At 38.2% G+C, this 23,581-nt stretch carries 26 protein-coding genes; 20 read left to right on the top strand and 6 right to left on the bottom strand.

Annotated elements, in window-relative coordinates:
• The first annotated feature begins 44 nt into the window (after positions 1 to 44).
• The 6 genes from V7068_RS10015 to V7068_RS10040 all read left to right on the top strand — a co-directional run bounded on the left by V7068_RS10015 (position 45) and on the right by V7068_RS10040 (position 7,574).
• Entirely contained in the window at positions 45 to 833 is a 789-nt protein-coding gene (locus V7068_RS10015; RefSeq protein ID WP_499712583.1) for an enoyl-CoA hydratase/isomerase family protein, read from the top strand.
• A gap of 427 nt (positions 834 to 1,260) precedes the next feature.
• Positions 1,261 to 2,421, top strand: a complete 1,161-nt coding sequence (locus tag V7068_RS10020; protein ID WP_499712584.1) for an acyl-CoA dehydrogenase family protein — start codon at positions 1,261 to 1,263, stop codon at positions 2,419 to 2,421.
• A gap of 16 nt (positions 2,422 to 2,437) precedes the next feature.
• Complete coding sequence (locus tag V7068_RS10025) at positions 2,438 to 3,652, top strand: CaiB/BaiF CoA transferase family protein (protein ID WP_499712585.1); 1,215 nt, start codon at positions 2,438 to 2,440, stop codon at positions 3,650 to 3,652.
• Positions 3,649 to 4,419: a 3-hydroxyacyl-CoA dehydrogenase gene (locus tag V7068_RS10030; protein ID WP_499712586.1), complete on the top strand. Its 771-nt coding sequence runs from the start codon at positions 3,649 to 3,651 to the stop codon at positions 4,417 to 4,419. Before V7068_RS10025 ends, V7068_RS10030 begins: the two co-directional genes overlap by 4 nt.
• Before the next feature lie 43 nt (positions 4,420 to 4,462).
• Positions 4,463 to 5,641 carry a lipid-transfer protein gene (locus V7068_RS10035; protein WP_499712587.1) on the top strand — a complete coding sequence of 393 codons (1,179 nt, stop codon included), beginning with the start codon at positions 4,463 to 4,465 and terminating at the stop codon, positions 5,639 to 5,641.
• Between the two features lie 247 nt (positions 5,642 to 5,888).
• The gene (locus tag V7068_RS10040) at positions 5,889 to 7,574 is read left to right on the top strand and encodes a long-chain-fatty-acid--CoA ligase (protein WP_499712588.1); all 1,686 of its coding nucleotides are present in this window, start codon (positions 5,889 to 5,891) and stop codon (positions 7,572 to 7,574) included.
• Positions 7,575 to 7,632: 58 nt separating this feature from the next.
• On the opposite strand, the gene V7068_RS10045 is transcribed toward V7068_RS10040, so the two are convergent.
• From V7068_RS10045 to V7068_RS10055, 3 genes are all read right to left on the bottom strand, one after another.
• Entirely contained in the window at positions 7,633 to 9,600 is a 1,968-nt protein-coding gene (locus V7068_RS10045; protein ID WP_499712589.1) for a S9 family peptidase, read from the bottom strand.
• A 139-nt stretch (positions 9,601 to 9,739) separates the two neighbouring features.
• Positions 9,740 to 10,066, bottom strand: coding sequence for a DUF2680 domain-containing protein (locus tag V7068_RS10050; protein WP_499712590.1), 327 nt, complete (start codon positions 10,064 to 10,066; stop codon positions 9,740 to 9,742).
• Positions 10,067 to 10,360: 294 nt separating this feature from the next.
• Positions 10,361 to 10,687: a winged helix-turn-helix transcriptional regulator gene (locus V7068_RS10055; RefSeq protein ID WP_119118657.1), complete on the bottom strand. Its 327-nt coding sequence runs from the start codon at positions 10,685 to 10,687 to the stop codon at positions 10,361 to 10,363.
• Between the two features lie 235 nt (positions 10,688 to 10,922).
• Here V7068_RS10055 and V7068_RS10060 point away from each other — a divergent pair, with 235 nt between their 5' ends.
• The gene (locus tag V7068_RS10060; protein WP_499712592.1) at positions 10,923 to 11,999 is read left to right on the top strand and encodes a nitric oxide synthase oxygenase; all 1,077 of its coding nucleotides are present in this window, start codon (positions 10,923 to 10,925) and stop codon (positions 11,997 to 11,999) included.
• Positions 12,000 to 12,070: 71 nt separating this feature from the next.
• Positions 12,071 to 12,361: an ABC-2 transporter permease gene (locus V7068_RS10065; protein WP_499712594.1), complete on the top strand. Its 291-nt coding sequence runs from the start codon at positions 12,071 to 12,073 to the stop codon at positions 12,359 to 12,361.
• Between the two features lie 87 nt (positions 12,362 to 12,448).
• On the opposite strand, the gene V7068_RS10070 is transcribed toward V7068_RS10065, so the two are convergent.
• Together V7068_RS10070 and tnpA are read right to left on the bottom strand one after the other, a co-directional pair.
• The gene (locus V7068_RS10070; RefSeq protein ID WP_499712595.1) at positions 12,449 to 13,525 is read right to left on the bottom strand and encodes an RNA-guided endonuclease InsQ/TnpB family protein; all 1,077 of its coding nucleotides are present in this window, start codon (positions 13,523 to 13,525) and stop codon (positions 12,449 to 12,451) included.
• Positions 13,526 to 13,529: 4 nt separating this feature from the next.
• On the bottom strand, positions 13,530 to 13,928 hold the full coding sequence (gene tnpA / locus V7068_RS10075) for an IS200/IS605 family transposase (protein ID WP_499712596.1): 399 nt from the start codon (positions 13,926 to 13,928) through the stop codon (positions 13,530 to 13,532).
• Positions 13,929 to 14,622: 694 nt separating this feature from the next.
• On the opposite strand from tnpA, the gene V7068_RS10080 reads away from it, so the two are divergent.
• Both V7068_RS10080 and V7068_RS10085 read left to right on the top strand, forming a co-directional pair.
• On the top strand, positions 14,623 to 15,561 hold the full coding sequence (locus V7068_RS10080; RefSeq protein WP_127760689.1) for a magnesium transporter CorA family protein: 939 nt from the start codon (positions 14,623 to 14,625) through the stop codon (positions 15,559 to 15,561).
• Positions 15,562 to 15,662: 101 nt separating this feature from the next.
• Positions 15,663 to 15,908, top strand: coding sequence for a YkuS family protein (locus V7068_RS10085; RefSeq protein ID WP_119118661.1), 246 nt, complete (start codon positions 15,663 to 15,665; stop codon positions 15,906 to 15,908).
• Positions 15,909 to 15,954: 46 nt separating this feature from the next.
• Here the strand turns inward: V7068_RS10085 and V7068_RS10090 are convergent, their stop codons facing one another.
• The gene (locus V7068_RS10090) at positions 15,955 to 16,395 is read right to left on the bottom strand and encodes an OsmC family protein (RefSeq protein ID WP_499712598.1); all 441 of its coding nucleotides are present in this window, start codon (positions 16,393 to 16,395) and stop codon (positions 15,955 to 15,957) included.
• A 161-nt stretch (positions 16,396 to 16,556) separates the two neighbouring features.
• On the opposite strand from V7068_RS10090, the gene V7068_RS10095 reads away from it, so the two are divergent.
• The 10 genes from V7068_RS10095 to V7068_RS10140 all read left to right on the top strand — a co-directional run bounded on the left by V7068_RS10095 (position 16,557) and on the right by V7068_RS10140 (position 23,300).
• The gene (locus V7068_RS10095; protein WP_252289878.1) at positions 16,557 to 17,534 is read left to right on the top strand and encodes a ring-cleaving dioxygenase; all 978 of its coding nucleotides are present in this window, start codon (positions 16,557 to 16,559) and stop codon (positions 17,532 to 17,534) included.
• A 26-nt stretch (positions 17,535 to 17,560) separates the two neighbouring features.
• Positions 17,561 to 18,511, top strand: a complete 951-nt coding sequence (locus tag V7068_RS10100) for a ring-cleaving dioxygenase (RefSeq protein ID WP_499712599.1) — start codon at positions 17,561 to 17,563, stop codon at positions 18,509 to 18,511.
• Positions 18,508 to 19,119 carry an alpha/beta hydrolase gene (locus V7068_RS10105; protein WP_499712600.1) on the top strand — a complete coding sequence of 204 codons (612 nt, stop codon included), beginning with the start codon at positions 18,508 to 18,510 and terminating at the stop codon, positions 19,117 to 19,119. Before V7068_RS10100 ends, V7068_RS10105 begins: the two co-directional genes overlap by 4 nt.
• A 28-nt stretch (positions 19,120 to 19,147) precedes the next feature.
• Positions 19,148 to 19,765: a flavin reductase family protein gene (locus V7068_RS10110; protein ID WP_499712601.1), complete on the top strand. Its 618-nt coding sequence runs from the start codon at positions 19,148 to 19,150 to the stop codon at positions 19,763 to 19,765.
• Positions 19,766 to 19,965: 200 nt separating this feature from the next.
• On the top strand, positions 19,966 to 20,229 hold the full coding sequence (locus tag V7068_RS10115) for a metal-sensitive transcriptional regulator (protein WP_375349748.1): 264 nt from the start codon (positions 19,966 to 19,968) through the stop codon (positions 20,227 to 20,229).
• Between the two features lie 82 nt (positions 20,230 to 20,311).
• Positions 20,312 to 20,539, top strand: a complete 228-nt coding sequence (locus tag V7068_RS10120) for a sulfurtransferase TusA family protein (RefSeq protein WP_119118670.1) — start codon at positions 20,312 to 20,314, stop codon at positions 20,537 to 20,539.
• 55 nt (positions 20,540 to 20,594) lie between these two features.
• On the top strand, positions 20,595 to 21,074 hold the full coding sequence (locus V7068_RS10125; RefSeq protein WP_499712603.1) for a DsrE/DsrF/DrsH-like family protein: 480 nt from the start codon (positions 20,595 to 20,597) through the stop codon (positions 21,072 to 21,074).
• A gap of 15 nt (positions 21,075 to 21,089) precedes the next feature.
• Positions 21,090 to 21,386 (top strand): rhodanese-like domain-containing protein, encoded by a 297-nt coding sequence (locus V7068_RS10130; protein WP_499712604.1) that lies wholly within the window; start codon positions 21,090 to 21,092, stop codon positions 21,384 to 21,386.
• A 98-nt stretch (positions 21,387 to 21,484) separates the two neighbouring features.
• Positions 21,485 to 22,048 (top strand): sulfurtransferase TusA family protein, encoded by a 564-nt coding sequence (locus tag V7068_RS10135; RefSeq protein ID WP_499712605.1) that lies wholly within the window; start codon positions 21,485 to 21,487, stop codon positions 22,046 to 22,048.
• A gap of 124 nt (positions 22,049 to 22,172) precedes the next feature.
• Positions 22,173 to 23,300 carry an MBL fold metallo-hydrolase gene (locus V7068_RS10140; protein WP_499712606.1) on the top strand — a complete coding sequence of 376 codons (1,128 nt, stop codon included), beginning with the start codon at positions 22,173 to 22,175 and terminating at the stop codon, positions 23,298 to 23,300.
• The last annotated feature ends 281 nt before the right edge of the window (positions 23,301 to 23,581 follow it).

The raw sequence follows: 23,581 nt of genomic DNA on the forward strand, positions 1-23,581 counted from the left end.
AAAACTTTTTAATTTAAAAAAGTAAAATGGGGAGGCTTGGCTGTATGAATTATCAAACAATTGTATATGAAAAAAAGAATCGAACAGCTTGGATTTATTTGAATCGACCAGAAGATATGAATTCTTTATCAAAAACTCTAGTGATTGAGCTATTGGAAGTTCTTCAAGAGGTTGAGAAAGATGAATCGACCCAAGTCATTGTATTATCTGGAAAAGGAAAAGCGTTTTGTGCAGGAGCTGATTTAAAGGAACTGTTAGCAGATATAGAAAAGAAGCCTGATGGACAAAAAGAGTTCTTAGATTACGCAGGGGAGCTTTTTGGAAGATTAAATCATTTATCTAAGCCTTTAATAGCCGCATTAAATGGAATTACAGTAGCTGGGGGATTAGAAATTGCAATGACGGCAGACATTGTTATTGCTTCTGAAAAAGCAAAGATTGGGGATGCTCATTCGAATTTTGGCGTGATTCCAGGTGGTGGCGGCGCAGTAAGGCTGCCTAGAAAAATAGGGATTAACCGAGCGAAGTATTTGTTATTTACAGGAGATTTTATTTCAGCACAAGAGATGAAAGATTATGGATTCGTGAATGAGGTTGTTCCTGTTGATGAGCTTGAGGGATTCGTGCAGGAGGTGGCAGATAAAATTTCAGCAAAAAGTCCTCTCGTTTTAAAAGAGATGAAAAAACTTGTAACGGATGGGTTGGAGCAACCGTTAGATATCGCATTAAGACAAGAATTATTGGCGTTAAAGAATCATACACGCTCACATGATTTCCATGAAGGTTTATCAGCATTTTCAGAAAAACGAACACCGAATTTTAAAGGATATTAATTAAAAGGAGCTGGGGAGGGACCTATGAATATTGCACAAATGTTAGAAGTGAATACACAAAGACATCCTTGGAAAGAAGCAATTATTTATCAGGATAAATAGTATATGTATGATGAATTGAATAAGAAAGTCAATCAATTGTATGAGTTTTAGAACAGTTCACAAAATCTGTTATCATGCTATCTTTTACTAACAAATAAATCCCTCCCTCCTACGAATTTTATCCTTATTAGGGTTGTTATAACAAAATAATTTTGTAAGCGTTAACACTTTATTGTTAAATTTATTTACAGTTTACACAAAATTGTTAATAACAGTTAACACTTAACAAAAGAAAAAGCTTTATATATTACGAAAAAAATTGGCACGGATTTTGCTTGTATATTAAGTAAGAGTTTCATAGAAAAGTTAAAAATGGAGGAGTATTATGAATCGTTTAGTAGCTATTGAAGAAGAAATCATCTTATTTAAAAAGTCAATTGAGGCATTTGCAAAAAAGGAAATTGAAAATAATTATATGCAATGGGAAGAAGATGGATCGCTCCCTAGAGAACTTTGGAATAAATTAGGGGAATATGGTTTTCTATGCGTTGATATTCCGGAGCAATATGGCGGTTTAGGCGCACCTTTAAGTTTTGCGGCAAGTATAGTCGAAGAGTTTAGCAGGCTCGGATATAGCTCAATTGCTGTAAATTTATCGGTTCACTCTAACATCGTAGCGCATTACATTTTAAATGCTGGAACAGAAGAACAAAAAGCGTATTATTTACCGAGAATGGCTTCAGGTGAGTTAGTAGGCGCGATTGCCATGACAGAGCCTGGTGCTGGAAGTGATTTACAAGGTATTAAAACAACGGCAATTAAAGATGAATTAACGAACCAATATATTATTAATGGCTCTAAAACCTTTATTTCAAATGGCCAATCCTTTGACTTTGTGATTGTTGTAGCCAAAACAAATCAAACAGTACCAGCTTCAAAAGGTATTTCACTTTATATCGTTGATGCTGATTGTGAAGGCGTAATAAAAGGTAAAAAGTTAAAGAAAATTGGCCTTCAATCTGCTGATACATCGGAATTATTTTTAGAGGATGTTAAAGTGTCGTCTACACAATTACTAGGTGAGCTTGATCATGGATTTATCACTTTGATGGAAGAATTGCCTCGGGAAAGGGCAACCCTAGCTGTCGGGGCTATCGGCGCAATAGAAGGGGCTTTAGCGTTAACGGTGAAATATATCAATGAGAGAGATGCATTCGGAAAACCACTTAGTGAGCTGCAAGTGATTCGACACAAAATTGCCGAAATGACCACCGAGGCAAGAGTAAATCGAGCATTTGTAAATGAATGTTTAGCGTTATTGGAGCAAAATCAGCTGTCCGCTGCTGAAGCGAGTATGGCCAAGTTGTCTAGTACAGAAGCGCAGGGAAGAATTGTCGATGGCTGCTTACAGCTATTTGGCGGATACGGTTATATGGAGGAATATTCAATTTCAAGAGCTTATACAGACGCAAGGGTTCAACGGATTTACGGGGGAACATCAGAAATTATGAAAGAAATTATCAGTAAGGATATTTTAAGCAAGTAAATAATGGAGGATGGCCATGAGTATTTTAGAGGGATTGAAAATATTGGATTTTTCGGCCTTGTTGCCAGGTCCTTTTGCCACGATGATGTTGGCGGATATGGGAGCTGATGTTGTTAAAGTAGAATCTCCTAATCGAGAGGACTTAGTCAAATATTTAGGGCCAATGGATGGAGAAGTGTCCGCTGCATTCGGACACTTGAATCGATCAAAACGCTCCATAGCCTTGGACCTTAAACAAGAGGATGCTAAAGAAATCGTTTATAAATTAATTCAAGAATACGATATCGTGATTGAACAGTTCCGCCCAGGTGTGATGGACAAATTAGGCATTGGGTATGACAAATTGAAGGAGATTAATCCAAAAATTATTTTTTGTTCGGTTACGGGGTACGGGCAAACGGGTCCTCTGAGAAATCGAGCAGGGCATGATATTAACTATTTAGCAATAGCGGGTGTTTCAAGCTATTCCTTTAGAAAAAATCAAGTCCCTGTGCCGGCTGGAGTACAAGTCGCTGATCTTGCAGGGGGCTCAATGCCGGCTGTAATTGGGATATTGGCTGCAGTCTATCATCGTGAGAAAACAGGTGAAGGTCAGCGTATTGATTTAAGTATCACGGATGTTGCTTTTTCTTTAAATGCCATGTATGGTTCGGGCTTTTTAGTAGGAGGGGTAGAACCAGAGGCTGAATCGATGTTGTTAAATGGCGGTACCTTCTATGATTATTATGAGACGAAGGATTATCGCTATCTTTCCGTCGGCAGTTTAGAGCCGCAATTTCAGGCAAGACTTTGTAAATTAATTGGTGATGAAGAGCTAGTAAAACTCAGTAGCAGTCAACGAATGGAGGATCAGCGCATCTTTAAAGAGAAGCTGCGTGAAGCCTTTAAAGAAAAATCATTTGAAGAATGGCTAATAATTCTTGGCGATGACTTTGATGGTTGTGTCGAGCCTGTTTTGAATTTCTCAGAAGCGGTAAACCATCCACAAATCAAAGCTAGGGATATGGTTGTTTCTGTACCAAAGCAACAAGGCGGTACCCAAAATCAAATTGCGTTTCCAATTAAGTTTTCTACTCAGCCAGCCGAGTACCGCTTTGCAGGTGTACAAACAGGAGAATACTCACAGGATATTATGCAAGAAATTGGGTTTGATCAAGAAACGATTAAAACGTTTTCTCAAAAGGGGATTTTCGGAAAACGTACAAAAACAATTGGAGGAAATAAACGATGAACTTAAAAGATAAAGTAGCGGTTGTAACAGGAGGAGCTTCAGGATTAGGGTTAGCGACAGTAACTAGATTAGTAGAAAAGGGAGCTAAAGTGGTTATTTTTGATTTAAATGAAGCAAAAGCAAAGGAAGCTGTTGCTCAATTAGGCGAAAACGTCCAATACGCTGTTGTAAATGTAGCAGATGATGAATCGGTACAGCAGGGAATCAACCAAGCGATTGAAGCCTTTGGTGCCATTCATATTTGTGTGAACTGTGCGGGTGTTGGTACACCTGGGAAAACAATTGGCAAAAAAGGCGTATTACCTTTAGAGGATTTTAATAAAGTGGTTAGCATTAACTTAATTGGGACATTTAATGTGTTGCGATTAGCCGCCAATGCTATGAAAGAAAATGAACCTGTCACTAGCTCTGGGGAGAGAGGAGTCATCATTAACACGGCTTCTGTGGCTGCCTTTGATGGGCAAATGGGACAAGCGGCATATGGGGCAAGTAAAGCAGGAGTAGCAGGAATGACGTTACCGGTAGCACGTGACTTATCGGAGTTCGGTATCCGTGTGAACACAATTGCACCGGGCTTATTTATGACGCCGATGGCAGATACTTTATCCGAAAAGGTTATTAAAAAACTATCAGAAAGCGTTGAGTTTCCAAAACGATTAGGGAAACCGTCTGAATATGCGGAGTTGGCAACTTTTATGATGGAGCATGAATATGTAAATGGAGAAGTCGTTCGTTTAGATGGTGGAATTCGGATGTCACCACGATAAAATCTAGCAAACTCAAAAACTTTAAAATTAGGAGGTCATCTATATGACAAGTCAAGCAAATATTATTGGTGTAAGCATGGTGAAATTTGAGAAACCAGGAAGAAATGAGCCTTATGAAATTATGGCATCAAAGGCAATCACAGGAGCACTGGCTGATGCTGGAATTGATTTATCAGACGTCGAGCAAGCATATGGCAGCTACGTTTATGGAGATAGTACGTGTGGGCAAACCGCTTTATATCAAGTAGGGATGACAGGCATTCCAATTATTAATGTAAATAATAATTGTTCATCAGGGTCAACTGCCCTTTACATGGCACGTCAAGCGGTGGAATCTGGCTCTAGTGACTGTGTCCTTGCGTTTGGATTTGAAGAAATGCAGCCTGGAGCCTTAGGGGAACATTGGAGCGATCGGACGTCACCCTTCCAATGGATTCATAATCGGTTTGATCAATTAAACCGTGAACTACCGAATGGTCCTGTCGCATTAAAAGTATTTGGAGCTGCTGGTTTAGAATATCTTGAAAAATACGGTGCGAATCCTGATATTTACGGGAAAGTAGCTGTTAAATCGAGGCAGCATGCCGTCAACAATCCGTACTCTTTGTTTACAAAAGAGCTCTCATTAGATGAGGTCATGAATGCTCCTGTCGTATACCCAGGTTTGACGCGATTCATGGCGTGTCCGCCGACATGTGGGGCAGCAGCGGTAATCGTTTGTAGCGAACGCTTTGCAAAAAAACATAATATCAATAAAGCGGTAAAAATTATTGCCCAATCGATGACGACAGATACACCTAATAGTCATGAGGATAATCTGCATTTAGTCGGCTGTGATATGACGGCCCGTGCAGCTAAGCAGGTTTATGAAAAAGCAGGGATAGGCCCAGAAGATGTGGATGTAGTGGAGCTGCACGATTGCTTTACACCGAATGAGGTCATCACTTACGAAGGATTAAGACTTTGCGGTGAAGGCGAAGCCGAAAAACTTATTAATGATAGAGATAATACGTATGGTGGCAAGTATGTCGTCAATCCATCTGGTGGACTCATGTCAAAGGGGCATCCTCTTGGTGCGACAGGTTTGGCTCAATGTACAGAGCTTGTTTGGCATTTGCGAGGGGAAGCAGGTGATCGACAAGTAGCGAATGCTAAGACAGCTCTGCAGCATAATTTAGGTCTTGGTGGCGCTTGCGTCGTTACTTTATATCAAAAAGATTAAATGAATATATAATACCTTCTGTTATGAAAATGACTGATTTCAGATTTTTGAAAAGGTGCTTCAGTGGTAATCAATCTATTTAAAAGTGAGGTTAGTATAAATCCCGATGCTCAGATCATTTTATTTATTCTAGATACCAACCTTCGTACAAAATAAATAGGCGTACTATTCATAAAATAATGAATTTTCCAGTGTGAACATTAGGTCCAATTCATGAAGTTAATGATATAAGAGGAGGAATTATTAAATGAGAATGGTAAAGGGATGCCCATCGACGTCAATGAATGATTATCAGTTGAATACAACTACGTTAATTCGTCATGCTGTAAGGAGTTTTCCAGATCAAGAGATTCTGTATCGCAGTAACAACGAGATTCACCGCTATACGTACAAGGATGCGTATACACGCATGATGAAAGTTGCGAATTTTCTGGAAAAAAAGTTGGGCATAAATCCGGGAGATAAAATCGGAGTATTAGATTGGAATTCTCAGAGACATTTTGAATTATATTTTGCGATTCCTGGGACTGGCGCAACACTTCTTCAAATGAATTTACGTATTTCACCAGATGATTTAGCCTACGTTACGAACCATAGTGAAGCTAAATACGTTTTTGTCGATGAATCATTATTATCAGTAGCTGAAGCGATTGCTCCAAAATTGAACACAGTCGAGGCATTTATTGTTATGTCAGATAAGCCAATGTCTGAAATAAAAACGACTTTATCGCCAATCTATCATTATGAGGAAGAAATAAAGGAAGAAAGTGCAGAATATGATTGGCCAATGATAGAAGAGACGACTGCCTACAGTGCTTGCTATACAACTGGAACGACTGGAAGGCCTAAAGGTGTGTATTATTCACATCGTAACATCTACCTTCACACGATGGCATCAGCGGCTAATCTTGGAGTGAGCAGCCAAGATTGTTTATTAGTGATTGTCCCAATGTTCCACGGTCAGTCATGGGGTCTCGTTCAGGTCGCTGTGATGATGGGCGCAAAAATGGTCTTTCCAGGACGTTATATGGCAGAAGATACCTCACCTCTTGTCGACCTAATGATAGAAGAAAACGTCACGATTACAGGTGGTTCACCTGCCATTTTCCTTCCTATGCTTCATTATATTCGAACGCTTGAGAAAAAGCCGGATCTTAGCAGAGCAAGATTTTTATCAGGTGCAACAGAGCCACCAATCTCTATGATGAGAGGTTTTAAAGAACTAACAGGGGCAGAAATTATTCATGCATATGGCGCAACAGAAACGACTCCATTTGTTGCAATTAACTATCATCTGAACCCTTCTTTAAAAAATAAATTAACAGAAGAAGAAAAATGGGATTTAAGACGGAAACAAGGAATGCAGGTAACAGGAATCGATTTCAAATTATGTGATCCAAATACCGGGGAAGAAGTCCCTCGTGATGGAAAGACAGTCGGTGAAATTTGCTTAAGAGGTCCATGGATCACAGGGGCTTATCACAATGCACCAGAAACTGAAAGCGGTTTCCGGGATGGTTACTGGCGAAGCGGTGATGCAGGCACCATTGACGAAAATGGATATGTAAAAGTTGTAGATAGAATCAAGGATGTCATCAAGAGCGGGGGAGAATGGATTTCTTCCATTGATATGGAGAATATTTTAATGGGACACCCTGAGGTTCTTGAGGCAGTAGTCGTTGGAATTCCCCATGTAAAATGGCAGGAACGTCCTCTTGCGCTAGTCGTAACAAAAGACAGCAAAACGGTTTCGAGAGAAGAGTTTGATCATCTCTTATATGAACGCTTTACTAAATGGCAACTTCCAGATCAGATTCTTTTTGTGGAAGAGATTCCTAAAACGAGTGTGGGTAAATTTAATAAAAAGGAAATTGTGAAGCAGTACGAAAATCTATATATGGAATTTGAGGATGAAGTGCCGTCGGAAGTATAGAATCTTAAAAGAACAAAGGTAGTTAGAAAAAGCACCGCCAAAAAGTGGCGGTGCTTTCTTAAATATATTTATTAAACCAATTTTTAATTTCTTGAAGGTGCTGCAAGCGCATATTTGGTGAGCCGCTACGTGTAATTTCATGTGTTTCATCTGGAAAAATAACGAGAGTAGTTTCTTTCTTTTGTCGTTTTAAGGAAATAAATAGCTGCTCGCTTTGTTCCAGTGGGCAACGTAAATCCTTTTCACCATGTAATAAAAGCAACGGTGTGTTTATATTAGCGGCATACTTTAATGGTGAATGATTCCATAGCTTCTCTGGTGTTTGAAAAATATCGCCTTCGAGTTGCCATTCCGTAAAATAATAGCCAATATCACTTACCCCATAAAAGCTAAACCAGTTGGAAATGGAACGTTGGCTGACAGCTGCTTTAAAACGATTCGTATGACCAACAATCCAGTTTGTCATGAAACCACCGTAGCTGCCGCCACTAACTCCTAGTCTATGGCGGTCTATAAAGTCGTATGTGTTAGTCACATAATCAACAGCAGACATTAAATCTTCGTAATCCATACCGCCATAATCACCACGACAAGCGTTTACAAATTGTTGACCATAACCGACGCTGCCACGTGGATTTGTATATAGAACTGCATATCCTTCGTTTGCTAATGCTTGAAATTCATGCATGTAGCTATTTCCGTACATTAAATGAGGTCCACCATGAATCTCTAAAATAAGGGGATAGGTTTTTCCTTCTTCGTAACATAGAGGCTTTATAAGCCAACCGTGAAGATCCAAGCCATCTTTCGCTTTCCAGCTAATTGCTTCGGCTTCAGCTAATGATTTGTTCTCTACAAAACTTGTATTTACAAAGGAGATTTGCTCTTGTTGCCCGGTCATTAAATTAAAATAATACAGTTCTCCAGGATTTGTTGGGGTACTGATTGCTACAACGGCTTGATGGTGATTTGGATCAATAGAAAGCCCGTAAATATGTTGATTTTCTAAGATAGATGGATACATAGCGCCTTCAATGGAGCCATAATATACTCCTGTGTTTCCATGATCACTCATTAAAAAATAAAACCCTGCGCTGTCATTCGTCCAAAGAATACCCGGGTCGACAGCGCCCATTTGAAAATCGGTAATACAAGAATTTCCTAATTCTACATCCCAGCCTTCCGTTAAGCAAGAAGTAGTTTGCTTGTTTATGTCATATAGCCAGATTTTAGCTAATGTCGCATTGAGAAATTCTCGCTTATGACCAAGAAAAGAGAGATATTCACCGTTAGGAGACCATTTGGGGTCATAAAAAAATCCAGCTCCATTTGTAATGTTGACCGATTTCTTTGTTGAAATATCCATAGTGAAAATATCAGAAATAAAATCGTATTCGCCTTGTTCTATCGTTTTACTAACGTATGTAATATACTTTCCATCTGGAGACCATGCACTTGGAGAATAATGTTGTCGTCCTTTTGTCAAAAATTCGATTTCTTCCGTCAGCACATCAACAACAGCTAGATGTTTATACAGCCCGTTAAAATATCCTTGCCCTTCTGATTTATATTGAATGCGTTCAAATCGAAGTGCCGTTTTCTTTTCTTCATTTTTGTACTCCTCTTGGTCGCTAGCTGGACGACTAGTTGAAAATAAAAGCTTCGTTGAGCAGGGAGACCAGATGGGCTGAGATACTTCAGATTTTAAGTTGGTTATTTGCTTTGCTTCTCCTCCCGTGGAACTCATTACATACAATTGGTTACTTCCTGATTGGTTAGAGATGAAGCTTATATATTTACCGTCTGGAGACCAACGAGGGATAGAATGTCTGTTTTGTCCAGTTGTCCATTGTTTCGTTTCTTTTGTAAGGACATTATATAAATAGAGATTAGATATGTATTTCTCGGTTTCTCGATCAATGCTCGTTTGAACATACATGACTAGATGTCCATCAGGAGAAAGTTGAGGGTCTGTTACGGATTGTAAGTGAAATAAGTCTTCAGCAGTCATACCGTGTGTGTTCATTTTTATCATCCTTTCCATTGAACTAGAATATACTATTCGTTATGTACTGTCGAATTCCTTGTTGGAATAAAGTGAAACGTATTATATGGCTTGTTAAGTGAAGGATAAAAAAATCCGACCGTTGTCTGGTCGGATTTTTTTATTGATGATGAGGTTTATGGTGCATATGGTGAGGTGGATATTGAAAGCCTCGTTCTTCAATCATTTCATATCGTTTCTCTAAATGTTCAATTATTTTATCAGCTTGTTCTTGCTTGAGAGCGCCATATTCTACGTATTTATTCAACAGTTCTTTTTTGTCTGTCAAAATCTTTTGATGCAGTTTGCTTAGTTCTGATTTTTGCTCTTCGGTAAAGGTGATTTCTGGTGTTTTATTCTCGATTTGTTTCTCTTGTGAATATGCCTGGGCCATAGGAGATAGAGAGAGTAGTATGCAGGTTAACCCTAGTATAAGTAGTTTTTTCATGGTGGCTGTCTCCTTTTTTATAAATGGATTACGATACGCATGTTTATTATTTGTATAACTGGTTTGTTTATACAAAGTTATACTTCATGCAGAGCAGTTTTTTTTCTAATCAGGAGATGCTATCCATATATAGCAGAGGGGAAGTGAAGGTGGTTTTTAAAATAAGGCTCTGTTAAATCAACAATACTGATTTACATAGCTTAAAATCATTTTAGAAGAAGATAGATAGGGCCCTTCTGTTATAAAAGGGCCCTACGTTTCATCTTATAATTTGGAGCTAATCCGTATCAGCTCTTACGATTCTTCTTCTACTGATTTAATCCAGTCTGATGACCATTGTTGAATTTCATTAATGACAGGTGCTAATGCAAGCCCTTTTTCTGTTAATGAATATTCAATTCGAACTGGTGTTTCAGGATAGACGTCTCTTTTTACAATGCCTTCTTGTTCTAAGTCTTTTAAACGCTCCGAAAGAATTCGACCACTAATTGGGAAGGCGGCTTCAATTCTGCAAAACCGTTGAGGGCCATTCAGTAATTGGTGGACGATTAATCCTGTCCATCGTTTGCTTAAAATTTGCATCCCTTTTTCAAATCGAGGACAAATCGTTGTATTATTCATAAAATCACCCCCTCCATACTATTATAAATCATTTACGGTTTATGTAACAACTTTACATATTAAAATAAAGTTACTTCATATAGGGTGTTAACAAAAGGTTTATTACTTATATTAAGTAAGTTTTGTGTCAAATTTCACAAAATGTATAAAGTAGCGAAGAGAATCGAGGGAAAAGATAGTACAAAATATGATACCTTATAGAAAGAGCATATAATTTTTGGAAGGAATTGAATAAATGAACCTTATATTTCAAGAGGCAGAAGCGTTCATCCGTAGCAGTTATTTAGAAATGGGGAAGACGGAGGATGAAATCAATAGCCGAATCATGGATATCCAAAAAGAAATAGAAGAAACACATACGTATCAGCATTCATTAGAGGAGCTTGAAATAGGAGCGAAACAAGCATGGCGGAATAGTAATCGCTGCATTGGCCGATTATTTTGGGATTCGCTTCGTGTGATTGATCAGCGTCATCTTCGAGATGAAGAGCAAATTAATGAGGCGTTGCGTCATCATATCGAATTTGCTACAAATGATGGTGCCATTATTCCGACGATTACAATTTTTAAGCCGGCAGATGAACAATTCTCGATTCGCTTATGGAACCATCAATTGCTTCGCTATGCAGGCTATGAGACAGAACACGGGATTGTTGGTGACCCGGCTTCTGTTGAATTTACGAAGATCTGTCAGGAGCTCGGTTGGAAAGGGAACTTGGGGTCTTTTGATATATTACCACAGGTTATTCAAGTGAATAGGCAACAGCCAACATGGTTTGAAACACCTGCTTCCATTGTAAAGGAAGTACCAATTCATCACCCCGATTTTGAATGGTTTAGTGAACTAAATCTAAAGTGGTATGCCGTTCCTATTATATCGGATATGTGTTTAGAAATTGGAGGAATTAAGTATTCAGCTGCACCATTTAACGGTTGGTATATGGGAACGGAAATTGGAGCGCGAAATTTTGCGGATGAGGGTCGCTATAATATGTTATCGCAAATTGGAAAAAGGATGGGGCTCGATATTAAACGTGATGCAACACTTTGGAAAGATCGCGCGCTAGTTGAATTAAATGTGGCTGTGCTGCATTCCTTTAAAGAAGCGGGCGTAAGTATAGTGGATCATCATAATGCAGCCAAGCAATTTAAACATTTTGAAGAAAAAGAAACAGCATGTGGACGGAATACAACAGGAGATTGGACATGGCTAATTCCACCTGTTTCACCTGCAACCACTCATATCTTTCATAGGCCATATCGCAATCAAAAGGTAAAGCCTAATTTCTTTTATCAAAAAAAGCCTTATTAAACAATCTAGCAGCTAAATATAAAAATCATTAGGTATACTTGGCCTAATGATTTTTTTTTGCGGAACCTGTGTTGTTAACTGAACATAAACTATTTCCAATCCCTAACTATGGTTCAGCGATGTCACCATTTTTTACAACGTTAGCTCTTTGGTTTGCAGGTCTTGTAATCGTTTCTATTTTTGGAGTAGATATTCAGGATCTAGAGGGAACGTATAAATCTTACCAAATTTATGTTGGGCGTTATCTAAATTTCTTTTGTATAGGTATTTTACAGTCAATCATTATTTCCGTTGTTGAGACTCCCACGACTAAAGTCGCAAGCCCTAAACCTTACGGTTTAAAGGGTGGGATTCTTGCATGACTAAGCGTTCGCAATTCATTTCTGCTTTGAACAGCCTGCAAGGCGAGGGCATCTCATTGCCCCTCCTAAGACAGTGCATATAGCATCTTAGGCTGATTGACTATTACCATCAACCACAGGTGCATATCGAATATTCATAGCACCAATTATGTCTCTATGTTTCTCGAATCCACATTTACACTTATACTTTCTGTCTTGTGCCTTATTCTTTTCAGAACATTTAGGGCATGATTGACTTGTATAGGCAGGATTCACATACTCAACTTGGATACCTTCTAAATTTGCTTTATATTCAATGAACTGAGATAGGCGATAAAATGACCATGTGTGCAAATTCATTTCGTTTTTACGACTGGTTCTTGTCGTCTGTCTAATATTCGCTAATTGTTCTAAGCGAATGACAGAAATCTTATTTTCTTTAGCAAAATTAACAATGGCACGGCTAACTTTGTGATCTTGATCTTCCATCCAACGTTGTTCTTTGTTTTTTGAAGTACGAATAGCCTTTAATTTTTTATTTTTACCTAATGCTTTACGTTCAGAACGAAATTTGCGTTTTTTATATTTGTTTTGTCTGCCATTCCCAAAGAAGCGTACTTTTTCATCATCTGTTACAGCGACAGCAGGTACTTTCAACCCTAAATCGACACCCATCACTTTCCATCCTGTGTTTTGAACAGTAGGAATAGTGACGGATATTTGTGCCATCCACTTGTCTGATTTTTTCGTGATACGAAGTGTACCTAATTTATGTTTAAGCAAGTCAAAGTTACGGTTATCTTTGTCAACTAATAAGGCACGAATAGGTGTTTTCTTGGCCTTTCCATCAACCATAATGGGCATTGAAATATGAGTGAAGTCAAAAGAATAGTTTTGATTGTTCCAAATACACATAGGTTTCTTTAATACTGGAACAGTTTCGGATTTAGATTTCTTTGCCTTCTTAAAAACACTTTTAGCATCTTTGATTGCTTGATTTTTCACAGCACTTGGTAGAAGCACATCAACATTCTTACTGGATTTCTTGGTGATTGCCTTTTCTTTCACCATTTCAGATAGAAGGTCATTAATTGTTGAAATATACGTTTTACTCATTTCAGTCAAGATAGACGCTTGTTCTTTTGTAGGTAGCAATTTGATTTTTACTGTGATCATTTGCGACATGATTTCACCCCCTCGTTTTTTGCTGTTCAACATAGCGTTTAATTGTTTGCCTTGATACATTTTCAGCAGTTGAAACAAAATAAGAACGTGTCCACAAACTTGGCAAATGTCGTAGGTGCGGAAATTCTTCACGCAACTGTTTAGATGTCACCCCTTTAATCTTTGCCATAATGTCTGATGGACTTAATGTTGGTAGTGGATTTAAAAATATGTGTGCATAATCTTTGTCACATTCTAAAGCAATCATTTTTATTTTCAATGATTCACATATTTCATGTGTCATTTCCTTAAATCTCTGTTCAACTTTGGCATCAAGAAATATCTTCCTCCTATATCGAGGACAGAATACAAAATGATAGGTAATCAATGATACAGTTGTTTTTGTTTTTCTATATTTTTCCATATCTATATTTTATCAGTTTATTATCTTAACTGCAACAGGTATATAAAAATAAAGATAGTGGAATTTTCAACTACTTGAAGTACCGCGAAACCTTACAGTTTACAGTGGTACTCCGTATTTGACCTCACTATCATCTCATCCCTAAAGTGGGGTGCTATCGCACCGTAATGGGCTTTCTCGTTTAGAAAAGTGACTCCGCCATTTTTTCAATTTATCAATCCGTACTTGCCTTTTACGTATGCAATTAGTTTATTACGAGAAACTGTTGGAGGAATGATTTGGAGCGTTGTGAACATAGATGTGTTGATTTTGTTTTTGTTTTTTATGATAACCTTTTTTATTGGATTTTTCTTGAAAAATCGATTACTACAAAAAACAGCAGCATTTCGACGGAAATTAGCTCAAAGTCGTATGACAGAACATGAATAATGGAAAATAATTGATCGGTGGGTTGATTATTTTTGAGTATATGTATGAATTCACGGTTGTACTTTGAAAATATTAGCATTAAGATAGAAGAATCAACAGGGAGGAGATGTGATACGATGGGTGGAAGTTCTTACGATCCTGAACCCAGTAGGTATGAGAAAGCTTATCTTATTCTAAAGAATCGAGTTTGCATATTCTTCTCAGAGTATCCTCTCGAACAGACAGATAAATAGGCTTTCTCTTTAAAGAAGAGGAGGTCGAGCAGATGATAGAAATTTTCAAAACAATGGAAAACCGAGAATTAATAACTGTTGATGAAATTGTTAAAGGTTCTTGGGTGAATATGATTGCACCGACAGAGGCTGAAATTAATGAAGTTTGTGTGAAACTACAATTGCCGATGGATTTTATGAAGGATCCTCTTGATGATGAGGAACGTCCACGGATTGAAAGGGAAGACGATCATTTACTGCTTATCGTTGACTATCCTTATATGACACATGATGAAGCGGGTTCGCGCATTTACGAAACGATTCCAATTGGGATGATTTTTACTCCCGATTGCTTTGTTACGATTTCCCTTAAAGATACTCCTATTTTAGCAAACTTTAAAAATAATAAAATTAAACAATTTTATACAAATAAAAAAACAAGGTTTGCACTGCAATTATTATTTGAGATTTCATTATATTATTTACGCTATTTAAAGCAAATTAATAAAATGACAACCGAATCAGAACGAGAGCTTCATCAATCGATGAAAAATAAGGAGTTATACACATTTTTAGCATTGGAAAAAAGTTTAGTCTATTTTACGACTTCCTTAAAATCTAATAAAGTAGTGTTAGATAAAATTCTTCGCTTCAATTATTTAAAAATGTATGAAGAAGATAAAGAATTATTAGAAGATGTAATTATTGAAACGAACCAGGCAATTGAGATGACCGAAGTATATACATCGATTTTGAATGGAATGATGGAAGCTTTTGCTTCTATTATCTCTAATAATGTAAACAATGCGATGAAGTTTTTGACCTCGGTTACAATTATTTTAACGTTGCCAACGATGGTCGCTAGCTTTTTCGGTATGAATGTTGATTTGCCATTCTCGCATAATCAGCATGCTTTCATGTTTACTTTGATGATTGCTTTAGGTTTAGCGGGAACGGTCGCTTTTATTTTTTGGAAAAAGAAATATTTTTAATCGTTTAGGCCAACTTCATTCACTTGGAGTTGGCCTTTTATTTGGATACATAGATAAAAGAAAAAATGGACAATTTAACAAAGAGGAGGTGTAACCTTATTATGTCAAAAATTGGTGTAGAGCAATCATTAACGAATGTGCAAGACGCATTGCGTGCAAAGGGTTACGACATTGTTGAACTAAAACAGGAATCAGATGCACAAAATGTAGATTGTTGTGTTGTTACGGGGTTAGACAGCAATGTGCTTGGTGAACAAACGACATCTATTAAAGGGTCAGTCATTGAAGCGAATGGTCTGACTGCGGATGAAGTTTGTCAGCAAGTAGAGCAAAAACTAAGACATTGATGTGTAAAAACAAGCCAGGTTGTAAATGATGACCTGGCTTGTTTCATTACAATAGTGTGAGCTCTAATTCGATATCTACATTTCCTTTTAGTGCTTTTGAAATCATGCAAGAAGATTCTGCTTTTATGGCTAGCTTTTTTGCCCTTTCTCTATCCCGCTCGGTTGCCATTGAGGAAAGAGTGAGAGTCGGTCGATGGATAATTTTTTTATAAGTAAACACTCCGTTTGTTACATCAACAATGCCCTCTGAATTCATATGTAAATCTGTTTTTTCAATGTTACTTCGCTCTAACATTGCGGCCAGTGTAATGATATAGCAGGTTGCCGCAGCTCCTAGCAGCATTTCATCTGGATTTGTACCAATTCCAGGTCCATCCATTTCTGGCGGGATACTTACTTTTGTTTGTAACTGGCCGGATGAAATAGTCCCTGAACCATTTCTGCCATCAGGCCAGTGTGCTTGTAAATGAAAATGATGTGCAGTCATTATGAATCTCCTTTAGTTTGTTGTTTATTATATACTATACAGTGAAGCTTTTACTTAATTAAAGAGAGAGTGTTGACATTTTCATAAAAAAGAATTATCTTTAAATCAAGATATTTTAATTTGAACTATTTAAGTGGTTATGGAATATGGAGGGATTATACATGCAACTCAAAGGAATTCATCATTTATCAGCGATTACGGCAGATGCTGCTGCAAACTATGATTTCTATACAAAAACATTAGGATTACGCTTAATTAAAAAGACTGTCAATCAAGATGATATTCGTGTTTATCATTTATTTTACGGAGATGAAGTAGGTTCACCTGGAACGGAATTAACGTTTTTTGAAATTCCACAAGCAGCACGCGTGCACGAAGGAAATAATAGTATTTCTGAAACGTCTTTACGTGTAGCAAACGATGCGGCACTGCAATTTTGGAAAAAACGTTTTGAAGAGTATGGAGTAGAGCATGAAGAGATTGGTGAGCGCTTTAATCGGAAAGTTCTTTCGTTTAAAGATCCAGAAGGTCAAAGATTGCTTTTAGTATCAGATGAAACGAACAAAGGGGTTGCCGGTGGTGTACCGTGGGATAAAAGTCCAATTCCAAAAGAGTTTGCGATTCTTGGTTTAGGGCCGATTAAATTAACGGTACCGATTATTAACCCGACAGCAGAAGTATTAACAGACGTGTTAGGTTTTCGAAAAGTTGGCTCCTACCCAGCGCTTGTAGCAGGACAAGGGAGTATTGAAGTGTATGCAACAGGAGAAGGCGGAACAGGTGCTGAAATTCATATTGAGAAAAGAAATGATCTACCGCCAGAATATTTAGGACGAGGCGGCGTGCATCACGTAGCATTCCGAGTTGATAATGAAGAAGAATTGCAACAATGGATTGAACGAGTGAATTATGCTAGATATGCAAATTCCGGATTTGTTGATCGCTTCTTCTTCCGTTCGCTTTATTTTAGAGAGCCAAATGGCATTTTATTTGAACTAGCTACGGATGGACCTGGATTTGCAACAGATGAAGAATTAGAGCACTTAGGTGAATCTCTTTCTTTACCACCGTTTTTAGAATCGAAACGAGCGGAAATTGAAGCGCACTTAAAACCATTAAACACAACTGTTGAAGAATAAGATAGAATATGGAGAGGAGTACGTACATGAATAAGCAAACAACAGGCATCCATCATATTACCGCTATAGTCGGTAATCCGCAGGAAAATGTAGACTTTTATGCAGGTGTATTAGGGATGCGCCTTGTGAAAAAAACGGTAAACTTTGATGACCCAGGTACGTATCACCTGTATTTTGGAAATGAAGCAGGCTCGCCCGGAACGATTATTACCTTCTTCCCTTGGCCAGAGGCTTATAAGGGACGTATTGGCTCAGGGCAGGTTGAAACTACTACGTATGTCGTTCCAGAAGGGGCTTTAGATTTTTGGGAAAATCGATTAGCGAAATTTAAGATTGCCTTTAAAAAAGTGACACGTTTCGGCGAAGAATTTCTTAAATTTAATGATGCACATGGCTTACATTTAGAGCTAGTTGCTCGTCAATCTGGACAGAACAGTGAATGGACATTTGGCGGTGTACAGGCGGAGCAAGCGATTAAAGGATTTGGGGGAGCTGTTTTATTAACTGCAAATCCTGAAAAAACAATGCAAGTGTTAGAAAATGTGATGGGTCTTCAAAAGGTTGGGGAAGAAGGAGAGTTTGTTCGCTTTCAAGCAACAGGAGATATCGGGAATATCATTGATGTGAAGAAATCGACTTTACCAATGGGACAAATGGGGGTTGGAACCGTGCATCATATTGCTTGGCGTGCCAATGATTTTGATGATCATAAGGAATGGCGGGAGCATGTAAGCAGCTTTGGTATTGGGGTAACACCATTTAAGGACCGTCAATATTTTGACGCAATATACTTCCGTGAACCAGGCGGTATTCTGTTTGAAATTGCGACAGACCCGCCAGGATTTACTCGTGATGAGTCGAAGGAAACATTGGGAAGCAAATTAATGCTGCCGCCATGGTTAGAGGAAAAACGAGAATTTTTAGAGAAAACGCTTTTACCAGCTATTCCGCGAGTTCTTGAGGAGGATATAATATGACCATGAAACATATTTATAAACAAGGGAGCAATCCGAATGCACCTGTATTGCTGCTTTTACATGGAACAGGTGGTACGGAAACGGATTTATTACCATTAGCGGAAATGGTATCTCCCGACTCTTCTGTTTTAAGTGTACGAGGAAATGTGTTAGAAAACGGCATGCCGCGCTTTTTCCGTCGTTTAGCAGAAGGAGTTTTTGATGAAGAAGATTTAGTTTTCCGTACGAAAGAATTACAAGAGTTTCTAGATGCTGCAGCGAAAGAATATGAATTTGATCGTAGTAATGTTGTAGCAATCGGCTATTCAAATGGTGCCAATATTGCAGCTAGCTTATTATTCCATTATAAGAACGCTTTAAAAGGAGCGATTCTTCATCACCCAATGGTACCTCGACGTGGTCTGGAATTACCAACACTTTCTCAAGTACAGGTCTTTATTGCAGCAGGTAAAAATGATCCAATTTGTCCAGCTCGTGAAACAGAAGAATTAATAGAATTGCTTCAATCAGCCCGTGTGGATGTAGATGTACTTTGGGAAAACTATGGTCATCAGCTGACTCGTTCTGAAGTAGAGGCAGCCGCTAGTTGGTTTCAAAAAAATTTTTAGTTAAGCCATAATAAAGAGGGGGTTACAGATGATTTCTATTACTCCAGAAAGTATGAGTGAAAGAGAGAATTATAAATTTTTAACGGGGAGTATTATTCCCCGTCCAATTGCGTTTGTCACGACACAATCGGACGAAGGAGTGGTGAATGCCGCGCCGTTTAGTTATTTTAATATTGTTAGTGCCAATCCCCCGCTTATTTCGGTATCGGTTCAACGAAAAAATGGAGCGATGAAAGACACCGCAAGAAATGCATTAAAGTTAAAAGAGTTTGTCGTTCATATTGTTGATGAAGACATCGTTGTGGATGTGAATGAAACAGCGGCTGAACTTCCAGCAGACGAAAGTGAGTTATCACGAACTAATTTTACGTTAGTGAAGAGCGAACGAATTGCTGTACCTGCTGTGAAAGAAGCAAAAATTCGCTTTGAATGTAAGCTGGAAGAAGCGATTCCGCTTGGAGGCCAAAGTGGGGAAGTGGGTTGCGATTTATTAATTGGCAAAATCGTTTGTTATCATATCGAACCATCGCTCTATCAAGCGGGCCGAATAAACGCTGAAGCATTACAGCCTGTAGCCCGGCTAGCTGGAAACTATTACAGTAAATTAGGTCAAACGTTTGAAATAAAACGTCCAACCTCTTTGTGAGTGGTTAACGATATCTCCTAATATTAGCGAATAGGCTGATTTAGGAGATATTTTATTGTGTAAAAACTAAAACATATATTGAAACTTTAAATATTGACAATATACCTATAAGGGTATATATTGAGTGTAGTAGTTTTCTTTCATAATGAGCTTGTATAATAGGGTAACCTACATACAAGCAGTAAAGGAGGCCGTTACGTATGGAATATGATGCTCAAGTGAAAAATCGGGTCAAGCGAATTGAAGGTCAACTTCGCGGTATTCTGAAAATGATGGAAGAGGATAAAGACTGTAAAGATGTTGTAACACAGCTTTCAGCCACACGTTCCGCGATCGATCGTACAATTGGTGTAATTGTTAGTTCTAATCTTGTGGAATGTGTTCGTATGGCAAATGAAACAGGTGATAAAAATCCTGAAGAGCTTGTCAAAGAGGCAGTAAATCTACTTGTGAAAAGTAGATAAAATAAAAAAAGGCTTGCAACCTTTTTTATTTTATATATAATATACCCTATGGGGTATAAAATAACATTTGGAGGAATGAAATATGAAAGTAGATAAATTTTTAGATGCAAAAAGTTTAGCGTGTCCAATGCCAATTGTTCGAGCGAAAAAAGCGATTCAAGAGTTAGAAGAAGGACAAATTCTTGAAGTGCATACAACGGATAAAGGATCAAAAAATGACTTTGCAGCTTGGACTAAATCAACGGGTCACGAATTAATAGAAGTAACAGAAGAAAATGATGTAATTCAATTTTTAATTAAAAAGCATTAATTTTTTTATGTTTTATATTACCCATAGGGGTATATGTATACGAGGGGGTAAACAAGTGACTGAAAAGAAAAGAACAACGATTGTCTTGTTTAGTGGAGATTACGACAAAGCGATGGCAGCTTATATTATTGCGAATGGAGCAGCGGCCTATGATCATGAAGTGACAATTTTTCATACATTTTGGGGATTGAACGCGCTTCGTAAAGAGGAAGAAGTGAAAGTAAATAAAGGATTTATTGAAAAGATGTTTGCAAAAATGATGCCGCGTGGAGCAGATAAAATGGGCATTTCTAAAATGAATTTTGCAGGATTCGGTCCAAAAATGATTAAACATGTAATGGCAAAGCATAACGCGATGACTTTACCACAATTAATTGAAATGGCTCAGGAGCAAGACGTGAAGTTAGTAGCTTGTACGATGACGATGGATTTGCTTGGCTTACAGCAAGAAGAATTGTTAGAAGGTATTGAGTATGCAGGAGTAGCTGCCTATTTAGCCGATGCGGAAGAGGGACATATCAATTTATTTATTTAAATGAGGAGGAGTATAATGAAAACTATTTCAGCGGAAGAAGTGAAGTCTCTTTTAGAAAAAGGGGAACAACTACATTTAATTGATGTACGTGAAGCAACGGAAGTGGCAGAGGGGAAAATTCCTACCGCTCTTCATATTCCCCTTGGTTTATTAGAATTTCGTCTTCAAGATTTAGATAAAACGAAAGAATATATTATCGTTTGTCGTTCGGGTGGACGCAGTGCTCAAGCTTCATTATTTCTAGAACATCAAGGATTTAAGGTGATAAACATGGGTGGCGGCATGCTTGCTTGGGACGGCGATGTAGAATAAAGTGAAATTTCCATCAGTCATGGGTGATTGCTTATGAAGTATGAAATAAAAAATTTTAATTTAAAATATACCCGTGTAGGTATAATGGGAGGCTTGAAATGGCTATTCAAACAAATGTAACACTTGATGCAACAGGATTAGCTTGTCCAATGCCCATCGTGAAAACAAAAAAAGCGATGAATGCGATGGAACCAGGGCAAGTTTTAGAAGTGCTAGCGACAGATAAAGGGTCTAAAGCAGATTTACAGGCTTGGGCTGCTAGCAGTGGGCATCAATATATTGGAATTATTGAAGAAGGTTCAGTCTTAAAGCATTATTTACGTAAGTCTAACGGAGAAGAAGAAACAGAGAAAAAACATCCTTATGTAATTTCAAATGAAGAGTTGGCTGAGAAGTTAGATGATTCCTCCTTCATTATTGTAGATGTTCGTGAAGCAGCAGAGTATGCATTTACTCATATACCTGGTGCTGTATCTATTCCGCTAGGAGATTTAGAAAAAGAAGCATCTTCGTTAAATAAAGAGGCTGAAATTTATGTGGTATGTCGTACCGGAAACCGAAGTGATTTGGCGGCTCAACAATTAGCGAAACAAGGCTTTCACAATGTTATAAATGTCGTGCCTGGAATGAGTCAATGGACTGGGGCAACGGAATCGTTATAAAGCATAAAGGAAAGCTTTACTCATTGAGGAGATTGACTTGCTGTTAATCTGAAGTAAATGACTACTCCTAGTTAATGGGAGTAGTAAAAAAATACACGTTTAAATACTATTGGGGGTATATTAGATGGCTTATCAACCAATGACAGCTAAGGAAGTAACGAAAAAGATTTTTAATAAAGAGCCACTTTTTATTTTAGATGTACGAAATGCAAGTGATTTTGAAGATTGGAAAGTGGAAGGAGCTAATTTCGCACATTTAAATATTCCTTACTTTGACTTATTAGACGGAGTAGAAGAATTACTGCCGAAGCTTCCGACTGATCAAGACATTCTAGTTGTTTGTGCCAAAGAAGGATCTTCGGTCATGGTAGCTGACATGCTTTCTGAAGCTGGGCGAGATGTTAGCTATTTACAGGGTGGTATGAAAGCTTGGAGTGAACATTTAGAACCAGTGCGGGTTGGGGATTTAAAAGACGGTGGCGAGATTTATCAATTCGTTCGTATTGGAAAAGGCTGTCTTTCTTATATGGTCATTTCAGATGGTGAAGCTGCTGTGATTGATGCGACAAGAATGACGGATGTGTTCCTTCATTTTGCTAAAGAAAAACAAGCAACTATTAAGCATGTATTTGACACACATTTACATGCAGACCATATTTCTGGCGGCCGAGTCATTGCGAAAGAAACAGGTGCGAGTTATTGGTTACCTACAAAAGATGCGGCTGAGGTAACGTTTGACTATAACAAGCTGGAAGGCGGCCATGAAGTAATGATTGGAAGGACAGCTATTTCAATTGAAGCACTATACTCTCCAGGGCATACAATTGGTTCTACTTCCTTTGTAGTTGATAACACATATTTATTATCAGGAGATATCCTTTTCATTGATTCGATTGGTCGTCCTGATTTAGCAGGCTTAGCAGACGATTGGGTGGGGGATTTACGTGAAACATTATATAAACGTTACCGTGCACTATCGGATGAGTTACTTGTTCTACCAGCTCATTTCATGATTGTGAGCGAGCTTAATGAAGATGGTACGGTTTCTGAGAAATTAGGTAAACTATTTGCTGAAAATCATGGATTAAATATGGAAGATGAAGCGGTATTCCGAAGCGTTGTATCGGAGAATCTTCCACCACAACCAAATGCGTATCAACAAATTCGTGAAGTCAATATGGGAAAAATCACACCGGATAAAGAAGAGCAAAGAGAAATGGAGATTGGCCCTAACCGCTGTGCTGTAAGATAAAGTGAAACTTCCATCAGTGGGGGGGGACTTCATCCCCCACTGATGGTTAGTCACGTTCTACGGTCACTAAGATCTCCGCTTCGCTTCAACCAAGTGACCGTATGAACCTGATTGGTGAAAGCTTACCTTTGAAAACCGCAAAGGTAAGTTTCACTTTATCTCACCAATCGGACCTTTACGGGCAGTTGTCCCCCACCTCTCTTCTTTGGTTCCTCACAAGCTTGAGGTGGGGGTCCTACTGCCCGTTAAGTGTGGGATAAAAAACAACCTTTACTCTGTAA

Origin of the sequence: Bacillus sp. JJ634 (assembly GCF_036962285.1) — a bacterium.
GTDB lineage: Bacteria > Bacillota > Bacilli > Bacillales > DSM-1321 > Peribacillus > Peribacillus asahii_A.